The following is a 15507-nucleotide window of genomic DNA, read 5'->3' as shown; positions in this document are numbered from 1 at the left end:
ATGGCTCAGACCTTTGATGGCGTCGGCCTCTGACTGCACTGTCCCTCTTTGGCGGCACTGTCAGAGTGCAATACTGCGGCAGCGTGCAATAATGCGGACATCATGTCGTCGGAAATGATCTCGATCTCGGTCAACGGCCAGTCGCGCGAGGTTGCGCGCGGGATGACGCTGGCCGCCCTGGTGGCGGAGCTGAAGGTCCCCTCGAAATTCGTAGCCGTCGAGCGGAATCGCGACGTCGTTCCACGGGCGCAGCACGCGGAAACGCTGCTCCAGGCGGGTGACCAGCTTGAAGTGGTCACGCTGGTCGGCGGCGGATGATTCACGGGCCGCGTGTCCATCTGGTTCACTCCGCCTGAAGCCCCCGGCCGGCGGGTGCCGCAGTCAAGTTCCTTGGTTTCGATTCTGATTGGGTCGCACTCATGTCCACGTTCAACGATTCGCCGCTTCGACTCGGCAGGCATACGTTCCACTCGCGGCTGATCGTCGGCACGGGGAAGTACGCCACGTTCGAACTGATGCAGGAATGCCTCGCCGCCAGCGGGGCGGAAGTCGTCACCGTCGCCGTGCGCCGCGAACGGCTGATCGACGCACAGGGACGCAGCATCCTCGACTACATCGACCTCTCGAAGTTCACCATCCTCCCCAACACCGCCGGATGCTTCACGGCCGAAGACGCCGTTCGCGTCGCCCGGCTGGGACGTGAAATCCTGACCAACCTCGAGAACCCCGGGGCCGACTGGGTCAAGCTGGAAGTCCTCGGCGACAAGAAAACCCTGCTGCCCGACCCCGTCGCCACGCTCGAGGCGACGAAGCAACTCGTTGCCGACGGGTTCCAGGTCCTCTGCTACTCAACCGACGATCCGATCACGGCCAAACGGCTCAAAGATGCAGGGGCCACGTCGGTCATGCCCGCCGGCAGCCCCATCGGCAGCGGACAGGGAATCCTGAACCCGAACAACATCCGCATCTGCCACGAATACCTGAAGGAAGGCGATCCGGATTACCCGGTGATCGTCGACGCCGGCGTCGGAACCGCGAGCGATGTCTCGGTCGCGATGGAACTCGGCTGCGACGGCGTGCTGCTCAACACGGGCATCGCCGGGGCGAAAGACGCACTCACGATGGCCCATGCCATGCGCCTCGCCTGCCAGGCCGGCCGCGCCGCATCTCTGGCGGGGCGGATTCCGAAGAAGCTGTACGCGACGGCTTCGAGCCCGGAGGCGGGCGTGATTGCCCTGGGGTGAGAAAAGAAAAGTTCACCACAGAGGCACAGAGACCACGGAGAAGAGGGAGATCTCGGATTGCGCGACATGCCACCGGCTCACGTCGTCGTCGCGATCTTTGAGAGGAAACCGACGGGCAGTGGAGCGGCGGGAGACTGATCGGGCCGCGATCTCCCTCTTCTCCCTTCCTCTGTGTCTCTGTGGTGAAACTTCTTTAGCCGCGCATGTTGCCCCAGTCCTGCACCACACCGACTGCGCCATGCTCCTTGCAGAACTGCTGCACGGTCGAGATCAGCTGGTAGGTGCGGGCCGTGACGTCGGCCGACGATTGGGCTTCCACGTTCAAACGCACCAGCGGCTCGTTGTTCGACGCCCGGACGTTGAACCACCAGTCGGGCGTGTACCCGGGAGCGATCAGGCGGTAGGTCGCGCCCGTCGGGTCGTTCTTCTTGTCGATCGTGAAGATGTCGTCGACCGTCTTGAACTCCGGCTTCCGCGGGTGGAACACGCCGACGCCGTCGAGCGTGAACACGTAGCTGTTCTCCTCCGGCTTCGAATACCGCTCCTGCAGCATCTTGATCAACCCGGCGCTGACCGACTTCCAGTCGTTGCTTTCGATGCGAACGTTGATTTCCCCGCTCGCCGGCCAGGGATTCAGGCTGCCGATCAATTCCGACGTGCTCTTCCCCGAATCGAGCAGTTGCTGCCAGAACGTCATCAGGGCAAACAGGCCCGAATCGAGGCAGTAGGAGGCCGGGAAGTTGTAGTGGGCCGACGACTCGCCCCCAAAGACCGCCCCCGTGTTGATCAGCGCGACCTTCAGGGCATCCTGCCCGACGCGCGAAGCCGCCGGTACGCCCCCCGCCGCCCGGATCGTTTCCACGACGAGCCACGAAGCGACCGCCGAGAAAATTGCCACCGGCTGCTTCACGCCGCGTTTCAACGCCGCCTTCACTTCGCCATCAGCGAGCGCCGCCAGCAGCGATGAGCCCGGAACGAACTGGCCCCACTCGTCGACGAGGAACACGCGATCCGCGTCGCCGTCGAATGCGGCCCCGAACTTCGCCCCCTGCGCGAGCACCGCCTCCTGCAGCAGCTTCACGGCGCCCGGCAGCCCCGGGTTGGACGGACGCGTCGGGAACCGGCCGTCAATCGGCTCAGCCACGGCCCCGACTTCCACCTTCGATCCCACCTTCTTGAGAGCGTCACGGAGCAGCGGGATGAAAACGCCGCCAACCCCGTTCCCCGGATCGAGGATGATCTTCCCGGAATCCTTCGACAGCCCCGGAGCAAGTTCACAGGCGGCCGCGGTGAACTGCTCGTGCAGCTTCATCGAAGCGGACCCCGGGAACGCGGCCCCTACCGTCGCCGGCGCATCAGCATCTCCCGAATCGGCGGCGAAGTTCTTTGCGATCCCGTCACACGGGCGGATGATATCGAGTCCGCCAGTCTTCTCGTTCAGGATCACCATCTTGATCCCGTTGTATTCCGGCGGGTTGTGCGACGCGGTCACCATGGCTCCGGCAATCGCGCCGTGCAGCCGCTTGCCGGTTCCCCACTGAATCATGTCGGTCGTCGCCAGCCCGCAGGGAAGAGCGACTCCGCCACCCGCGTTGATCCCCGCGCACAGGGCCGCATACAGGTTCGGCGACGACAGCCGGCCGTCGCGACCCACAAGGATCTTGCTGCCTTTGCTCCCCGTCGTTTCATTCACCGTCGCGGCCAGGTACTTCCCCGTGAACCACGCGAGTTCTTCGTTGATCTGGTTGGGGTAGATGCCGCGAACGTCGGCCTTGCGCTGAAACAGGGTGGTATCGAACATGGTCGGCGAGCTTCCTGCAAAGTTCCGGTGATGACTCGCGTGCGAGTTTCGCGAAACCGCGCGCCGTCGACCAGCGGGAAAAGAGGGATTTTCCCCCTCTTCCGTCGCGGCTGGACCTGTCGTCCGCGGCGTCGATTCCGGTCCTGTGGATTCGTCCGGACGTGCGACTGCGGCGGGACATGCCGCCCCGCGCGGCGCAACCCTCAAGGCCGGAGGGAGCCCCGCGCCGGAAGAGTCTCCCTGTCCGTTCTTCCAGGCACAGGCCGGACGGACGTTTCTGGAAAACCACGCGCCGGCAGGGCCAGTTTCAGCCGCATGACAGTGGAGTGCTAGGTTTGCACGGAGGACGAGTCTGCGCGTGAGCCTGCGCAGTCCCAGCGACCGGATCGCAATGCTTCGTCATGCCATCGGGAGCCTGCTGCGACTGGAGCGCCGTGTCATGCCTGACGTCCAACGCCTCAAATCCGATCTGCTCGCGCTGGCGATCCTCGCGCTGACGGTGTTCCTCGGACTGTCGCTCATCAGCTACAGCCCTGCCGATCCCCCGGGCGATCTCGTCTATCCCCCGCCGACGACGCTGCACAATCTGTGCGGCCCCGCCGGCGCGCGGCTGACCCACCAGTTGCATTCCACCCTCGGCCTGGGCTCGTGGGCCCTGCTCGGCGGCCTCATCCTGTTCGACCTGCGCCTGTTCGCGCGGAAGCCTGTCCCCGATCCGTTCGTCCGGATGATGGGCGGCGCCGCAGCCCTCGCCGCCATTTGTGGCGCGTTGCAACTTACCTTCCCGCGACTCGGCACCGGTCCGGCCTACGGCAGCGGCGGTTTCCTCGGCGCGGCTGGCCAAATCCTGATGACCGACCGCCTCTCGACAGGGGGATCCGCCATCCTGCTGGCCACCCTCTTCATTGCTGGCCTGCTCCTCGCGACCGATGTGCTGCTGGCTCGACTCGCCTACGGCGTGCTGTGTGGCCCGTTCCTCGCCATCGCCTGGATCTTCGGCTGGCGCAGGAAAGCTGTGACCAGCGAACCCGCGCCGGCGCCCGCCCCGGTCAAACCGACGGTCGTGAAGGCGGCGACGCCCGAGCCCGTCCCCGCTCCGCGCCCTGTGGTGGAGGAACCGAAACCTGCGAAATCGCAGCCGGCTGCCGCTTCGAAACGATCACTGTTGGGCAACCTGGTCGCCGCTGTCGCCCCGGTGCCCGACACGGCGCCGGCCGTCGCGGCGGTTCCCGCGGGCAACTTCAAGGTGAATCCTCCAGCAGGGCTTTCCAAGTCGTCGCGCGAGGCCGAGTTCAACACCAGCTCCGCCGCCGCCAAGGTGAAAAGCGAATACCAGCTCCCGCCGATCGACCTCCTTGGCGAGGGAGAAGCATTCCCGTTCGATCAGCTGGCCGCCAAGGCCGAGAAGACCCGTGCGATCATCGAGAAGACGTTCCAGGAATTCGGACTGAACGTGAAAGTGACCGAGGCCGACACCGGCCCCGTCGTCACCCAGTTCGAACTGGAACTGGAGCCCGGACTTCGCGTCTCGAAGGTTCAGGCCCTCGCCGACGACCTGGCCATCGCACTCCGCGTCCCGTCGGTCCGTGTCGTCTCCCCCATCCCGGGCAAGAACACCGTCGGCGTCGAGGTTCCGAACGACAAGCGGGTCATGGTCCGCCTGCGTGAAATCATGGAGGCGGTTGGAGCCGACGGCGAAAAATTCCGCGTCCCGATCTACCTCGGCAAGGATGTGAGCGGACGGCCGCTCGTGGTCGACATGACCAAGATGCCGCACCTGCTGATCGCGGGCCGCACCGGCACCGGCAAGAGCGTGTGCCTCAACACGCTGATCCTGTCGATGCTGCTCACCCGGACACCCGACGAAGTGAAGATGCTGATGATTGACCCGAAGATGGTCGAACTCAGCCCCTACACGCGGATCCCGCACCTCATGCATCCGGTCATCACCGACATGAAGAAGGCCGAGGCCGTGCTCGCCTGGGCCGTCGACAAGATGGAAGAGCGCTACGAGCTGCTCTCCAAGGTCGGCGTGCGTCACCTCGACAGCTACAACAAGCTCGGCAAGGAAAAGGTCTGCGAGCGGATGGGAGTTGATCCCGATTCGTACGAGGCGGAAGCGATTCCGGAATCGATGCCGTACATCGTGATCATCGCCGACGAAATGGCCGACATGATCATGACCAGCGGCAAGGACGTGGAAGCGCACATCATCCGCCTGGCCCAGAAGTCGCGGGCGGTCGGCATTCACCTCGTCCTCGCGACGCAGAAGCCGACGGTCGACGTCATCACCGGCCTCATCAAGTCGAACCTGCCGGCGCGGATCTCGTTCCAGGTGGCGAGCCGGACGGACAGCCGCGTCGTTCTCGATGAATGCGGCGCCGAGCGACTCCTCGGACACGGCGACATGCTCTACCTCGCCCCGGGAACATCGACGCTCAACCGGGCCCAGGGGACTTACGTCAGCGACGACGAGGTCAATTCCGTCATCGACTTCTTCTCCGCCTACCCGCCCGAATACAGCGCCGAGATCGAGAAGGCGGCCAACGCAGCCAAGGAAACCGAATCGAAGAGCGACGGTCCACGCGAGCGCGATGACATGTACGACGAAGCCGTCGAGATCGTGATCCGAGAGGGCCGTGGGAGCTGCTCGCTGCTGCAGCGGGCGATGAAAGTCGGCTATGGCCGAGCCGCCCGAATGATCGATCACATGGCCGAGGATGGGATCGTGGGCCCCTACAACGGTTCGAAATTCCGCGAGGTGGTAATCACGCCGGAACAGTGGGAGGAGATGCGGGAGGAACTCCTGGCCGGGGCCTGAACGGTCGGGTCGTCTCAATCATCCGGGTTGGACGTCCTGCAAGCGGCACGGCGCAGAGTATGCCGAATGGCCAGCCCAAGGGTCTTCCCTCGATTCTGCGAGGCGATTCGCACTCTCTGCTTGAATTCGCTTCCACAATGCCGGACTATCCCGCCCTCTTCTTTCTCAATTCTTCATTGAGTCCAGAAGCAAAGCTCGAACCGTCTGTTTTGTCTTGAGTCGGGAGTCGCGTCGTCATTTTCTAGTTTCGTCTGACAGTTCTCGGGGGAGTTACTGTGTTGAAGAAGCGTGGATTTACGTTGATTGAGCTGCTCGTCGTCATCGCCATTATCGCAATTCTCATTGCATTGCTGCTTCCTGCGGTTCAGCAGGCCCGCGAGGCCGCCCGCCGCAGCCAGTGCAAGAACAACCTGAAACAGTTCGGGTTGGCGCTGCACAACTACCACGACACCTTCGGGGTGTTCCCGTACGCCAGCACTTTCAGTGATGCCGACGCGACAAACCCCGTCCCGTCGACCTACCTTCGCGGCAACCCGTCCAGCACCTGGTTCCGCGCGGTCCTGCCGTACATCGATCAGGCCCCCCTCTTCAACCAGCTTGACCCGAACCGCTCTGTCAACGACGCCACGGCCGGAGTCGGCGGCGTGATCAACCGCAACCTGATCGCCAGCCGCTTCTTCGAAGTCGCCACCTGCCCCAGCAGCCCGCTCGCGCGGACCGGCAAGACGGCCAGCGGCGGAAACTTCAGTGACGTCAGCGTTCCGACCCAGGAAGGCATGTACCGTCCTGTCGGCGGCCCGATGCGCAACGACGGCGGCGCCAAAGACTGCAACAACCAGGCCTTCTGCTGGAAGACCAACCCGACCGACATCAACGCCGGCTGGTCCTATCCCTATCGGAACGCTTCCGGCACGCGCGGAATGTTCGCCCGCGGAGTGCAGCGCATCAGCATCGCCCACGTCACCGACGGCACGACGAACACGTTCCTCCTCGGCGAATCCAAGCCGCACTTCAATCAGTTCGGCAGTGCCTGGGCCCACAACGTCCCCATGTCGCTGTTCCACCTCAAACTGAACAGCTCGTTCCTGCGGACGCTGGAGCTCAACATGGGCGCCGGCACCGGCACGACTGTCTCCTGGCAGGACGGAACCGGACACGCCAGCTACCACACCGGTGGGGCTCACTTCGTGATGGCCGACGGCTCCGTCCAGTTCATCAGCGAAAACATCGACTACGTCACCTACTGCAATCTGGGTGACCGCACCGATGGACAGGCTGTGAGCTTCTGATCTGCTCAATCTGCTTCTGAAGGGCTTCATCAGCACGACGAAAGGCGGCCCGCGCACCGGGCCGCCTTCCTCGCATTTTCCGATGACTCCCTGAATCGTCCCACACTCGCCTCGACTTATTTTCGTTTTGCTGCGGAGTGAACTGATGTTGCGAAGCTGCTCTCGTACTGTTGCACGCGTTTTCGGCGCCTCGGTGTGCCTGGCCGGCCTCTGCCTTGTGATGGTTGGCTGCGGTGAAAGCGGCGCCCCCGGGCGCGCGGAAGCCAAGGGGACGGTGACCATCGACGGTCGCCCCCTCGAAAAAGGGACCGTCTTCCTGGTCAATGAAAAAGGACTTCCCGCAGGCGTCGGCAATGTCGTCGCAGGGGCCTTCGAACTGAGCGAGAACGCCAGCACCAGGGGCGTCCTGCCGGGCAGCTACGGCGTGAAAATCGAATCGTGGAAGGTCGAACCCGGCGCGGTCCTCGAAAACGGATCGTTCTCCCCGGGCGAGCTCGCCATCCCGAAAAAATTCACCGATGCGAAGACCTCCGGACTCAAAGCGGAAGTGAAGGACGGCGCGAACGAATTCACCTTCGCGCTCAACTCCAAGTAGTCCTCTTCCCTTTTGAAGTGGCTGGCGGTAGGCAACTCGCCCCCTGAATCAGGCGGCGTCGTTCCCGGCCGTCATCCACGCTTCCCGGGACGTCCGACCGCCTCGCGGCGTTTCCGGGTCCCCGCCACTCCTCTTTGCATGGCCACTCGGCGTCACCCGTCCCCGGAGATCAACATCTCCCCGGGTCATGGCGCGGGTGTTGAGTTTCGTTTTCCTCTGTTGCTCTCGCGGAAGGTTTTCATGTCACGGCGTTCTGGTTTTACGTTGATTGAACTGCTGGTGGTGATCGCGATCATCGCCATTCTGATCGCACTCCTGCTGCCCGCAGTGCAGCAGGCCCGCGAGGCGGCACGTCGCAGTCAGTGCAAGAACAATCTCAAGCAGCTCGGACTCGGGCTGCACAACTATCACGACACCTTCGGCGTCTTCCCCTACGCCAGCACGTTCACCGATGCCGACACGGCCAATGCCGTTGCGTCTAACTATCTGCGCAACAGTCCGTCCAGCACCTGGTTCCGCGGGATCCTCCCCTATATCGATCAGGCTCCCCTCTTCAACCAGCTCGACCCCACCCGCTCAGTCAACGATGCGACCGCCGGAGTTGGCGGCGTGATCAACCGCAACCTGATTGCCAGCCGCTTCTTCGAAGTCGCCACCTGCCCCAGCAACCCGCTCGCGCGGACCGGCAAGACGGCCAGCGGTGGAAACTTCAGCGACGTCAGCGTCCCGACGCAGGAAGGCATGTACCGCCCCGTCGGAGGACCGATGCAGAACGACGGCGGCGCCAAGGATTGCAACAACCAGGCCTTCTGCTGGAAGACGAACCCGACCGACATCCAGGCCGGCTGGAAGTATCCCTTCAGGAATTCCGCCGGCTCGCGCGGAATGTTCGCCCGCGGCGTTCAGCGCATCAGCATCGCGCACGTCACCGACGGCACATCGAATACCTTCCTGCTCGGCGAATCCAAGCCCCACTTCAATCAGTTCGGGAGCGCCTGGGCCCACAACGTCCCCATGTCGCTGTTCCACCTCAAGCTGAACAGCTCGTTCCTGAGAACACTGGAACTCAACATGGGCGCCGGCACCGGCACGGTTGTCTCCTGGCAGGACGGCGCCGGACACGCCAGCAGCCACACCGGCGGCGCGCATTTCGTCCTGGCTGACGGCTCAGTCCAGTTCATCAGCGAAAACATCGACTACGTCACCTACTGCAACCTCGGCGACCGCACCGATGGCCAGACCGTGAGCTTCTGATCGTGCTCAGGCTCTTTCGGGAGCCACCGGCAATTCATGGAAGGCGGCCCGAATCTTTGGGCCGCCTTCTTTCGTTCTGCGGGCCACACTGGCCGAAATCCGCCGCTGCGTCACAATTCCCGATCTCTCACACAGCGATTGATTCGGAGCAGCGATTCGGATGGCGTGGATTCAGGTCAGGGACGTCAGTTTCACCTACGGCGGCGGCAATCTCCTCGAGAACGTCTCGGTCACGATCGAGCCCGGGGAACGCATCGGGCTGGTCGGCCGGAACGGAGCCGGCAAGTCGACGCTCATGAAGCTGCTGCACGGCGACCTGCGCCCCGACACCGGCAGCATCGACGTCGCTCCCAAGCTCAAGATCGCCCGGCTGGCCCAGGAAGTCCCCGCCGGTGAAGACCATACCGTCTTCGACGAAGTCATCGCCGGCTTCAGCGACGAAGACGCCCTCGTCGCCCGCGTGCAGGCCCTTGCCATGAAGGCCGATGCCGGCGACCACCACGCCGCTGAAGAACTCGCCCAAGTCGGCCAGGGCGTTGATCTCTCACACGGCTGGGAACTCGTGCACGCGGCCGAATCGGTCATCGACCGCATGGGCCTCGACCAGAACCGGAAGTTCGACGAACTCTCATCAGGAATGAAACGCCGCGTCCTGCTCGCCCGCGCGCTCGTGATTCAGCCCGACGTCCTGCTCCTCGACGAACCGACCAACCATCTCGACATCGATTCGATCCGCTGGCTGGAAGAGTTCCTGTTGCGGGAAGGCATCACGTTGATCTTCGTGACCCACGATCGCGCGTTCCTCCAGCGTCTCGCCAACCGCATCATCGAAGTCGACCGCGCAAGGCTGTTCGACTGGACCTGCGACTACAAGACCTTCCTCGTGCGCAAAGAGGCGGCCCTCGAGGCCGAGCAGCAGCAGCAGGCTCTGTTCGACAAGAAACTGGCCGCCGAAGAGGTGTGGGTCCGCACCGGCATCAAGGCCCGGCGGACGCGCAACGAAGGCCGCGTCCGCGCGCTGAAAGCCATGCGCGAAGAGCGGGCGAAACGCCGCGACACAGTCGGCAATGTGAAGCTCACCATGCAGGATGCCCAGCGCTCCGGCGCGCTCGTCGCCGTCGCGCAGAACGTCTCGCAGGCCTTTGAAAACAAGAGCGTCCTCCGCGACCTCAACCTGATCATCGAACGCGGAGACAAGATCGGCATCATCGGCCCGAACGGCGCCGGCAAAACGACGCTGATCCGCACCCTCCTGGGCGAGATCACGCCCCAGTCGGGCACGGTGCGGCTCGGAACCAACCTGCAGATCGCCTATTTCGATCAGCTCCGCGCCCAGCTCGACGAAAACAGGTCGGCCGCGGAGAACGTCGGCGACGGCAAGGACACCGTCGTGATCAACGGGAAGTCGCGGCACATCGTCGGCTACCTGCAGGATTTCCTCTTCTCCCCCGACCGGTCGCGAAGCCTCGTCAAGTATCTCTCCGGCGGCGAACGCAACCGGCTGCTGCTCGCAAAGATGTTCACCCAGCCGTCGAACCTCCTGATCCTCGACGAACCAACCAACGACCTCGATGCCGAGACCCTCGAACTCCTCGAATCGATGCTCGTCGAATACCCGGGAACCGTGCTCCTCGTCAGCCACGACCGCGAGTTCCTGAACAACGTCGTGACGAGCACCCTCGTCTTCGAAGGGGAGGGATATGTCAAGGCCTTCGCTGGAGGTTACGACGACTGGCAGCGTCAGAAAGCCGCCAGCACGTCGACCGCCGTGCAGGAGCCGCCCAAAGCGGGCAACTCGCTCCCGGCCGAGAAACCGAAACAAAGGAAGCTCACCTACAAGGAGCAGCGCGAACTCGAAGCGCTCCCGGAAACCATCGCGAAGCTCGAAGCCGATCAGGCGGCCATCCATGCGATGATGGCCGAGCCAACCTTCTACCAGCAGTCGGGCGGCGAGATCGCGAAAGAGACCGCGCGCCTGGAAAAGGTCACCGCCGAGCTCGAATCGGCCTTCGAACGCTGGACCGATCTGGAATCCGTGGCCGGCGGGTGAACCACAGCACGGAATGGCGAGTCGACGACACGCATTCCAGTTCCGTGTTTTTCGGCCCTTCCGTGGTTCCCCTCAACAATCCTCCGCAACGGCGCGTCCTCCGCAGGGCCCACAGTTTCTTCGGGCCGGAATGTGAGCGCACAGCCGTTCCGATACAGTGACGGTTCTTCGCGGAGCGTTTCCCCTGCCCTGCTTTTCGGGAGTCAGAAATGTCGATCCGAATTCTTGTGACAGTCCTGACCGTGCTGGTGGCTGCATCGTCCGAGGCGGCCGACGTCGCCTGGCTGAGGAAGATGAACCAGAAGATCCCCGCCTCGGAAACGAAGGTGCGGCTGTTCAACGCACAGACGCTCGACGGATGGCAGGGGCAGAAGGAGAAGTACTGGACCGTCGACGGCGGAACGATCATCGGAAGCAACACCGCCGGGAATGCCCCCGCGGCCAGCACCTATCTCGTCACCGACAAGCCTTACAAGAACTTCCGGCTGATCTTCGAGAGCAAGCTCGTCGAAAGCGAAATGCACACCGGCATCGCCTTCTGGGGCCACACCATCGAAATGCAGGGAGACCCCTTCAGCTACAAGGGGCATCTCGTGATGTATCCCTCGAAGTACGGGTTCTTCGACCTCTACGGCCGGCGCTCGATTTACCAGGACAAGGACGGCGTGGCCCAGGCGGCCGGCAGGCAGCACGACTGGAATCGCATGGAGATCCTCGCAATCGCCCCGCGCATTCGTCACGTCATCAACGGCAAGCTCGTCGCCGACTGGACCGATCCGCTGCCCGAAACCTGCGTCGCCGGGCCGATCGGACTGCAGCTGCACTCCAACAAGGTCGCCCAGGAAGTGCACTGGAAAGGCCTCCTGCTGACCGAGAATCCTGAGGACCTGCTGATCAGCGTCGAGGAATGACGCGCCGGAGATGCAGGCGATCGAAACGGGAGAACTGCGACGATGAAGCGCCGTGAGTTGCTGAAAACGCTGGCCGGCGGAGTCGCCACATGGGGAGTGGCAGCAACGACGGACGCCGCCCCGACCGGTTCCGAAGCCAGCGCGCCGAATGCCCCCCGTCCGGGCGATCCTCTGCGCCGGGACAACGTGTCGTTCTGGTCGGAGACTTCGCTCAGACGGATCTATCCGACCTCAGAACCGGGAAGCGCGACGCCTCTTCCGCTGCTGACTCCCCGCAATGCGCAGCTCTCGTTCCAGGTCGCAGCGCGGAACCTCAAGGACTGCGGGATTCGCATCCGCGCCAGGGTGACGGCGCCCGAGGGTTGGGACGTGCGGGTCCGGCGCGTCGGGTTCGTGCCGATGCCCCAGCACGACACCGACACTCCGCTCGATGAAATCGAGGGGATCGGCCATGTCCCTGGACTCGTTCCCGATCCCCTCTTCCCTGACGATTCGATCCAGCTCGGTCCGGCTGGAACCGGAGCATTCTGGATCACGCTCCGCATTCCGGAGTCGGCCCGCGTCGAGGTCGCCAGTCTTTCCGTGCAGTTGACGGTCGAAGATGAATTCCGGTTTCCCGCGTGGACGTCGGCCACGCCCTGGAGCGTCGAACTCCCCGTTTCAGTCGACGTCCGCCCGCTGGCGCTTCGCCCGAGAACCGACTTCCCGGCGACGCAGTGGATCTCGGCCGATTCGATCTGGGAGTACTACCGCACCGAGCCGTTCAGCGAACGGTTCTGGCAGTTGGCCGACGCATACATCGCGAACATGACGGCCCACAACTTCAACGTGATCTACTGTCCGATCTTTAATGCCCGGCACGAAATCCTCGAGCGTCCAGCGCAGCTGCTCAAGGTGAAACGAACCGGCGAGGACCAATACGAGTTTGACTTCACCGACGTGCGACGCTGGATCGCACTGGCGAAGAAGCACGGAGCCGACCACCTGGAATGGACGCACTTCTTCACGCCCGCGCCGACCAGCGGCCGATATCCGCAGCGGATCTTCGAGCGGTCGAATAACGGCATCGGAAAGTTGCTTTGGGCCCCGGAGATCAGCGCGACCTCGACGACCTATCGCCGGTTCCTGGAACAGTTCCTGCCTGCATTTGAAACGGTGCTTCGCGAAGAGAACGTCCTCGACCGGTCGCTCTTCCACTGTGCCGATGAGCCGGACGGTGCCGTGCAGATTGCCGACTATCGCAAGGCGCGCGCGCTGCTTCGTGAGTTGGCGCCGTGGATGAAAGTCATCGACGCGATGAGCGATCCGCACTTCGCCAGCGAAAAACTGTCCGACATGCCGGTCCCCAGCATCGCGACCGCGCATGCGTTCACCGCGGCCGGCTGCCCGGCGTGGGTCTACTTCTGCTGCGGTCCGCGCGGCCGATACCTGCAGCGACTCTTCGACACCCCGCTGACCAAGCTGCGAATGGCCGGCTGGCTGTTCTACAAACTGCGCGCCCGGGGATTCCTTCACTGGGGCCACAACTACTGGTTCGTATTCTGCACGGGGACCATCGCAAATCCATTCGCCGACGCCACCAATGGAGCCTGGCCCGGAATGCCCCATGGCGACACTTTCGTCGTCTACCCCGGGGCGGACGGCCCGATCGATTCCATTCGCTGGGAAGTGCTCGCCGAATCACTCCAGGATTACGCCATGCTCCAGTCGGCAGGCGTGGCGCCGGATGATCCCCTGTTCGCAGACCTGAAGTCCTACGAGGACTACCCGAAACAGGAGGCCTGGCTCGCGTCAACGGCCAGGACGATCCTCAATCGCACGCCGCCCGCTGACAGCTGATTCAACGGACGAAATCCACCCGATGCCTCCGCGCCTGTCCCAGCGTCTCCAGGACATCGTCGACTCGCTGCCGCTCCGGCCAGGCTTACGCGTGATCGAGGTCGGTTGCGGTCCCGGGGCCATGGCCCGCGAAATGGCGAGGAAGGTCTTTCCCAACGGAGCCGTGCTCGGGATCGATCGCTCTGCCAAAGCGATCCGGCAAGCGGAAGCCGGAATGTCCGCAGAAGAAGTCCCAGGACTGAGCTTTCAGCAGACGGAGATCGAGAACTTCGTCCTGAAGCCCGGCGAAGAGCTTTTCGACCTCGCGGTCGCCGTCCGCGTCGGAACGCTCGATGGACGGCATCCGGAAGCGGCCGATCAGGCGCTGGCAGCCATTGCCGCCGCGCTCCGTCCGAACGGCCGTCTGTTCATCGACGGCCGTGAAGTCGCAATCGGGCTTACTTCCCCTGCGGCGGATGGATCGCCGGATTGACGTCGTGGCGGATGTCGGTCTCTTGCGCCACGCCCGTCGCTTCCATGCTCGTATGCGATCCACGGGCCCGCGTCGTCGACTGCCGCTGCAGCGTCGTGAGCGAACGCCCCTGCTTCGCCAGCTTCGCCTGCGCCTCGTCGCGACGGCGATTGAGGATCGCCGCGAAGTCGAACGGCAACGGCCGGCGCTTGGCAAAAGGAGCCAGCGCTGCCTGCACGGCCGCCATGTCCGGGAATCGCTCCTTCGGATTCTTCGCCATCATCTTCTGGATGATCTCGGCGATCTGGATCGGTACATGCGGAGCCCGCGTCAGGATCGAAGGTGGAGCTTCGCTCTTGTGCGCTTCAAGCACTTCCGTGCGCGACGGATACGGGAACGGACGACGGCCAGTCATCACCGCATAGATCGTGCAGCCCAGCCCATATACGTCCGCAGTGGCGTCGACGTTCTGGCTGTCGACCGCCTGCTCCGGAGCCATGTAGTCCAGCGTTCCAAGTCCGTCGTGGCCGAAGATCATCGCCAGCGAAAACTCGTCTTCGACGCCGGTGTTTCCCGCCAGCGCCAGCCCGAAGTCCACCAGCTTCGCTTCCCCGTTCTTGCCGACCAGAATGTTGTCCGGCTTCACGTCGCGGTGAATCAGTTTCAGGGAATGCAGGTGTTCGAGGCCGGCCGCCGACTGGCAGGCCATGTCGCACACCGAGTCATACTTGAGCAGGCCATACACGCTGACGACTTCGTGCAGCGCCAGCCCCTCGAAGAACTCCATCACCATGTAATCGACTTCGCCGTACAACTCTTCGGTCTTGCCGAAGCTGAACGTTTTGACGAGGTTCGGGCTGTCGAGCATGATGCCCGCTTCGGCCTCGAGCCGGAACCGGGCCCGCATCCCCTTGTCGTGCTGATACTTCTTCGACAGCACCTTCAGTGCGACGACTCGCTGACCTTCGACGTCGCGGGCACGGTAGACGTGTCCCATCCCGCCAAAACCGATGATGTCCTGCAGGACGAACCCGCCGACTTTCAGACGACGGAAATTCCCGCGCAGCAGTTCCTCCGCCTGAAAGCGGCTGATGACACCGGCCGTGAGAAGTTTCTGCGCAATCACCTGCTCGGGAAGTTCGGCCCAGCGCGACGCCGCCTGGCGCACCCTGAGCATCCGATTCTGTGAAAGAATCTTGCTGCGATCGAGGGCTTCGAGAAAGGGCGTCGTTGCAGACATGAAGTCCCGCCT

The 15507-nt window shown here is 63.6% G+C and carries 12 protein-coding genes; 10 read left to right on the top strand and 2 right to left on the bottom strand.

Features of this window, described 5'->3' with window-relative positions; translation table 11 throughout:
• Positions 1-102: 102 nt before the first annotated feature.
• Positions 103-318, top strand: a complete 216-nt coding sequence (thiS, locus tag Pan44_RS13620; protein WP_145030587.1) for a sulfur carrier protein ThiS — start codon at positions 103-105, stop codon at positions 316-318.
• Between the two features lie 101 nt (positions 319-419).
• A complete protein-coding gene (locus Pan44_RS13615) occupies positions 420-1244 on the top strand; it encodes a thiazole synthase (RefSeq protein WP_145030586.1) in 825 nt (274 codons plus the stop codon).
• A gap of 193 nt (positions 1245-1437) precedes the next feature.
• On the opposite strand, the gene Pan44_RS13610 is transcribed toward Pan44_RS13615, so the two are convergent.
• A complete protein-coding gene (locus Pan44_RS13610; RefSeq protein ID WP_145030585.1) occupies positions 1438-3045 on the bottom strand; it encodes a phosphohexomutase domain-containing protein in 1608 nt (535 codons plus the stop codon).
• Positions 3046-3484: 439 nt separating this feature from the next.
• Between Pan44_RS13610 and Pan44_RS13605 the strand changes: the two genes are divergently transcribed.
• The 8 genes from Pan44_RS13605 to Pan44_RS13570 all read left to right on the top strand — a co-directional run bounded on the left by Pan44_RS13605 (position 3485) and on the right by Pan44_RS13570 (position 14276).
• A complete protein-coding gene (locus Pan44_RS13605) occupies positions 3485-5866 on the top strand; it encodes an FtsK/SpoIIIE family DNA translocase (RefSeq protein ID WP_145030584.1) in 2382 nt (793 codons plus the stop codon).
• Between the two features lie 278 nt (positions 5867-6144).
• Positions 6145-7155: a DUF1559 domain-containing protein gene (locus Pan44_RS13600; protein WP_261342611.1), complete on the top strand. Its 1011-nt coding sequence runs from the start codon at positions 6145-6147 to the stop codon at positions 7153-7155.
• 145 nt (positions 7156-7300) lie between these two features.
• Positions 7301-7750, top strand: a complete 450-nt coding sequence (locus Pan44_RS13595; protein ID WP_145030582.1) for a hypothetical protein — start codon at positions 7301-7303, stop codon at positions 7748-7750.
• Positions 7751-7990: 240 nt separating this feature from the next.
• A complete protein-coding gene (locus Pan44_RS13590) occupies positions 7991-9004 on the top strand; it encodes a DUF1559 domain-containing protein (RefSeq protein WP_197454071.1) in 1014 nt (337 codons plus the stop codon).
• Between the two features lie 160 nt (positions 9005-9164).
• On the top strand, positions 9165-11054 hold the full coding sequence (locus tag Pan44_RS13585) for an ATP-binding cassette domain-containing protein (RefSeq protein ID WP_145030580.1): 1890 nt from the start codon (positions 9165-9167) through the stop codon (positions 11052-11054).
• A gap of 209 nt (positions 11055-11263) precedes the next feature.
• Positions 11264-11965: a 3-keto-disaccharide hydrolase gene (locus Pan44_RS13580; RefSeq protein ID WP_145030579.1), complete on the top strand. Its 702-nt coding sequence runs from the start codon at positions 11264-11266 to the stop codon at positions 11963-11965.
• 42 nt (positions 11966-12007) lie between these two features.
• The gene (locus tag Pan44_RS13575; protein WP_145030578.1) at positions 12008-13804 is read left to right on the top strand and encodes a DUF4091 domain-containing protein; all 1797 of its coding nucleotides are present in this window, start codon (positions 12008-12010) and stop codon (positions 13802-13804) included.
• Between the two features lie 22 nt (positions 13805-13826).
• Positions 13827-14276 carry a class I SAM-dependent methyltransferase gene (locus Pan44_RS13570; protein WP_145030577.1) on the top strand — a complete coding sequence of 150 codons (450 nt, stop codon included), beginning with the start codon at positions 13827-13829 and terminating at the stop codon, positions 14274-14276.
• Here the strand turns inward: Pan44_RS13570 and Pan44_RS13565 are convergent.
• On the bottom strand, positions 14242-15495 hold the full coding sequence (locus tag Pan44_RS13565) for a serine/threonine protein kinase (RefSeq protein WP_145030576.1): 1254 nt from the start codon (positions 15493-15495) through the stop codon (positions 14242-14244). The two genes, Pan44_RS13570 and Pan44_RS13565, sit on opposite strands and share 35 nt — an antisense overlap.
• Positions 15496-15507: the final 12 nt, after the last annotated feature.

The sequence above is a fragment of the Caulifigura coniformis genome (assembly GCF_007745175.1).
GTDB classification, from domain to species: domain Bacteria; phylum Planctomycetota; class Planctomycetia; order Planctomycetales; family Planctomycetaceae; genus Caulifigura; species Caulifigura coniformis.
The sequence above is the reverse complement of the archived record's forward strand: the minus strand, read 5'-3'. Positions and strand labels throughout refer to the sequence as shown.

Excerpts from the sequence above, each read along its gene's own strand:
- Pan44_RS13615 (WP_145030586.1), top strand. The coding sequence starts at position 420 with ATGTCCACGTTCAACGATTCGCCGCTTCGACTCGGCAGGCATACGTTC.
- Pan44_RS13595 (WP_145030582.1), top strand. The coding sequence starts at position 7,301 with ATGTTGCGAAGCTGCTCTCGTACTGTTGCACGCGTTTTCGGCGCCTCG.
- Pan44_RS13610 (WP_145030585.1), bottom strand. The coding sequence starts at position 3,045 with ATGTTCGATACCACCCTGTTTCAGCGCAAGGCCGACGTTCGCGGCATC.
- Pan44_RS13580 (WP_145030579.1), top strand. The coding sequence starts at position 11,264 with ATGTCGATCCGAATTCTTGTGACAGTCCTGACCGTGCTGGTGGCTGCA.
- Pan44_RS13585 (WP_145030580.1), top strand. The coding sequence starts at position 9,165 with ATGGCGTGGATTCAGGTCAGGGACGTCAGTTTCACCTACGGCGGCGGC.
- Pan44_RS13570 (WP_145030577.1), top strand. The coding sequence starts at position 13,827 with ATGCCTCCGCGCCTGTCCCAGCGTCTCCAGGACATCGTCGACTCGCTG.
- Pan44_RS13565 (WP_145030576.1), bottom strand. The coding sequence starts at position 15,495 with ATGTCTGCAACGACGCCCTTTCTCGAAGCCCTCGATCGCAGCAAGATT.
- Pan44_RS13605 (WP_145030584.1), top strand. The coding sequence starts at position 3,485 with ATGCCTGACGTCCAACGCCTCAAATCCGATCTGCTCGCGCTGGCGATC.
- thiS (WP_145030587.1), top strand. The coding sequence starts at position 103 with ATGTCGTCGGAAATGATCTCGATCTCGGTCAACGGCCAGTCGCGCGAG.
- Pan44_RS13575 (WP_145030578.1), top strand. The coding sequence starts at position 12,008 with ATGAAGCGCCGTGAGTTGCTGAAAACGCTGGCCGGCGGAGTCGCCACA.
- Pan44_RS13590 (WP_197454071.1), top strand. The coding sequence starts at position 7,991 with ATGTCACGGCGTTCTGGTTTTACGTTGATTGAACTGCTGGTGGTGATC.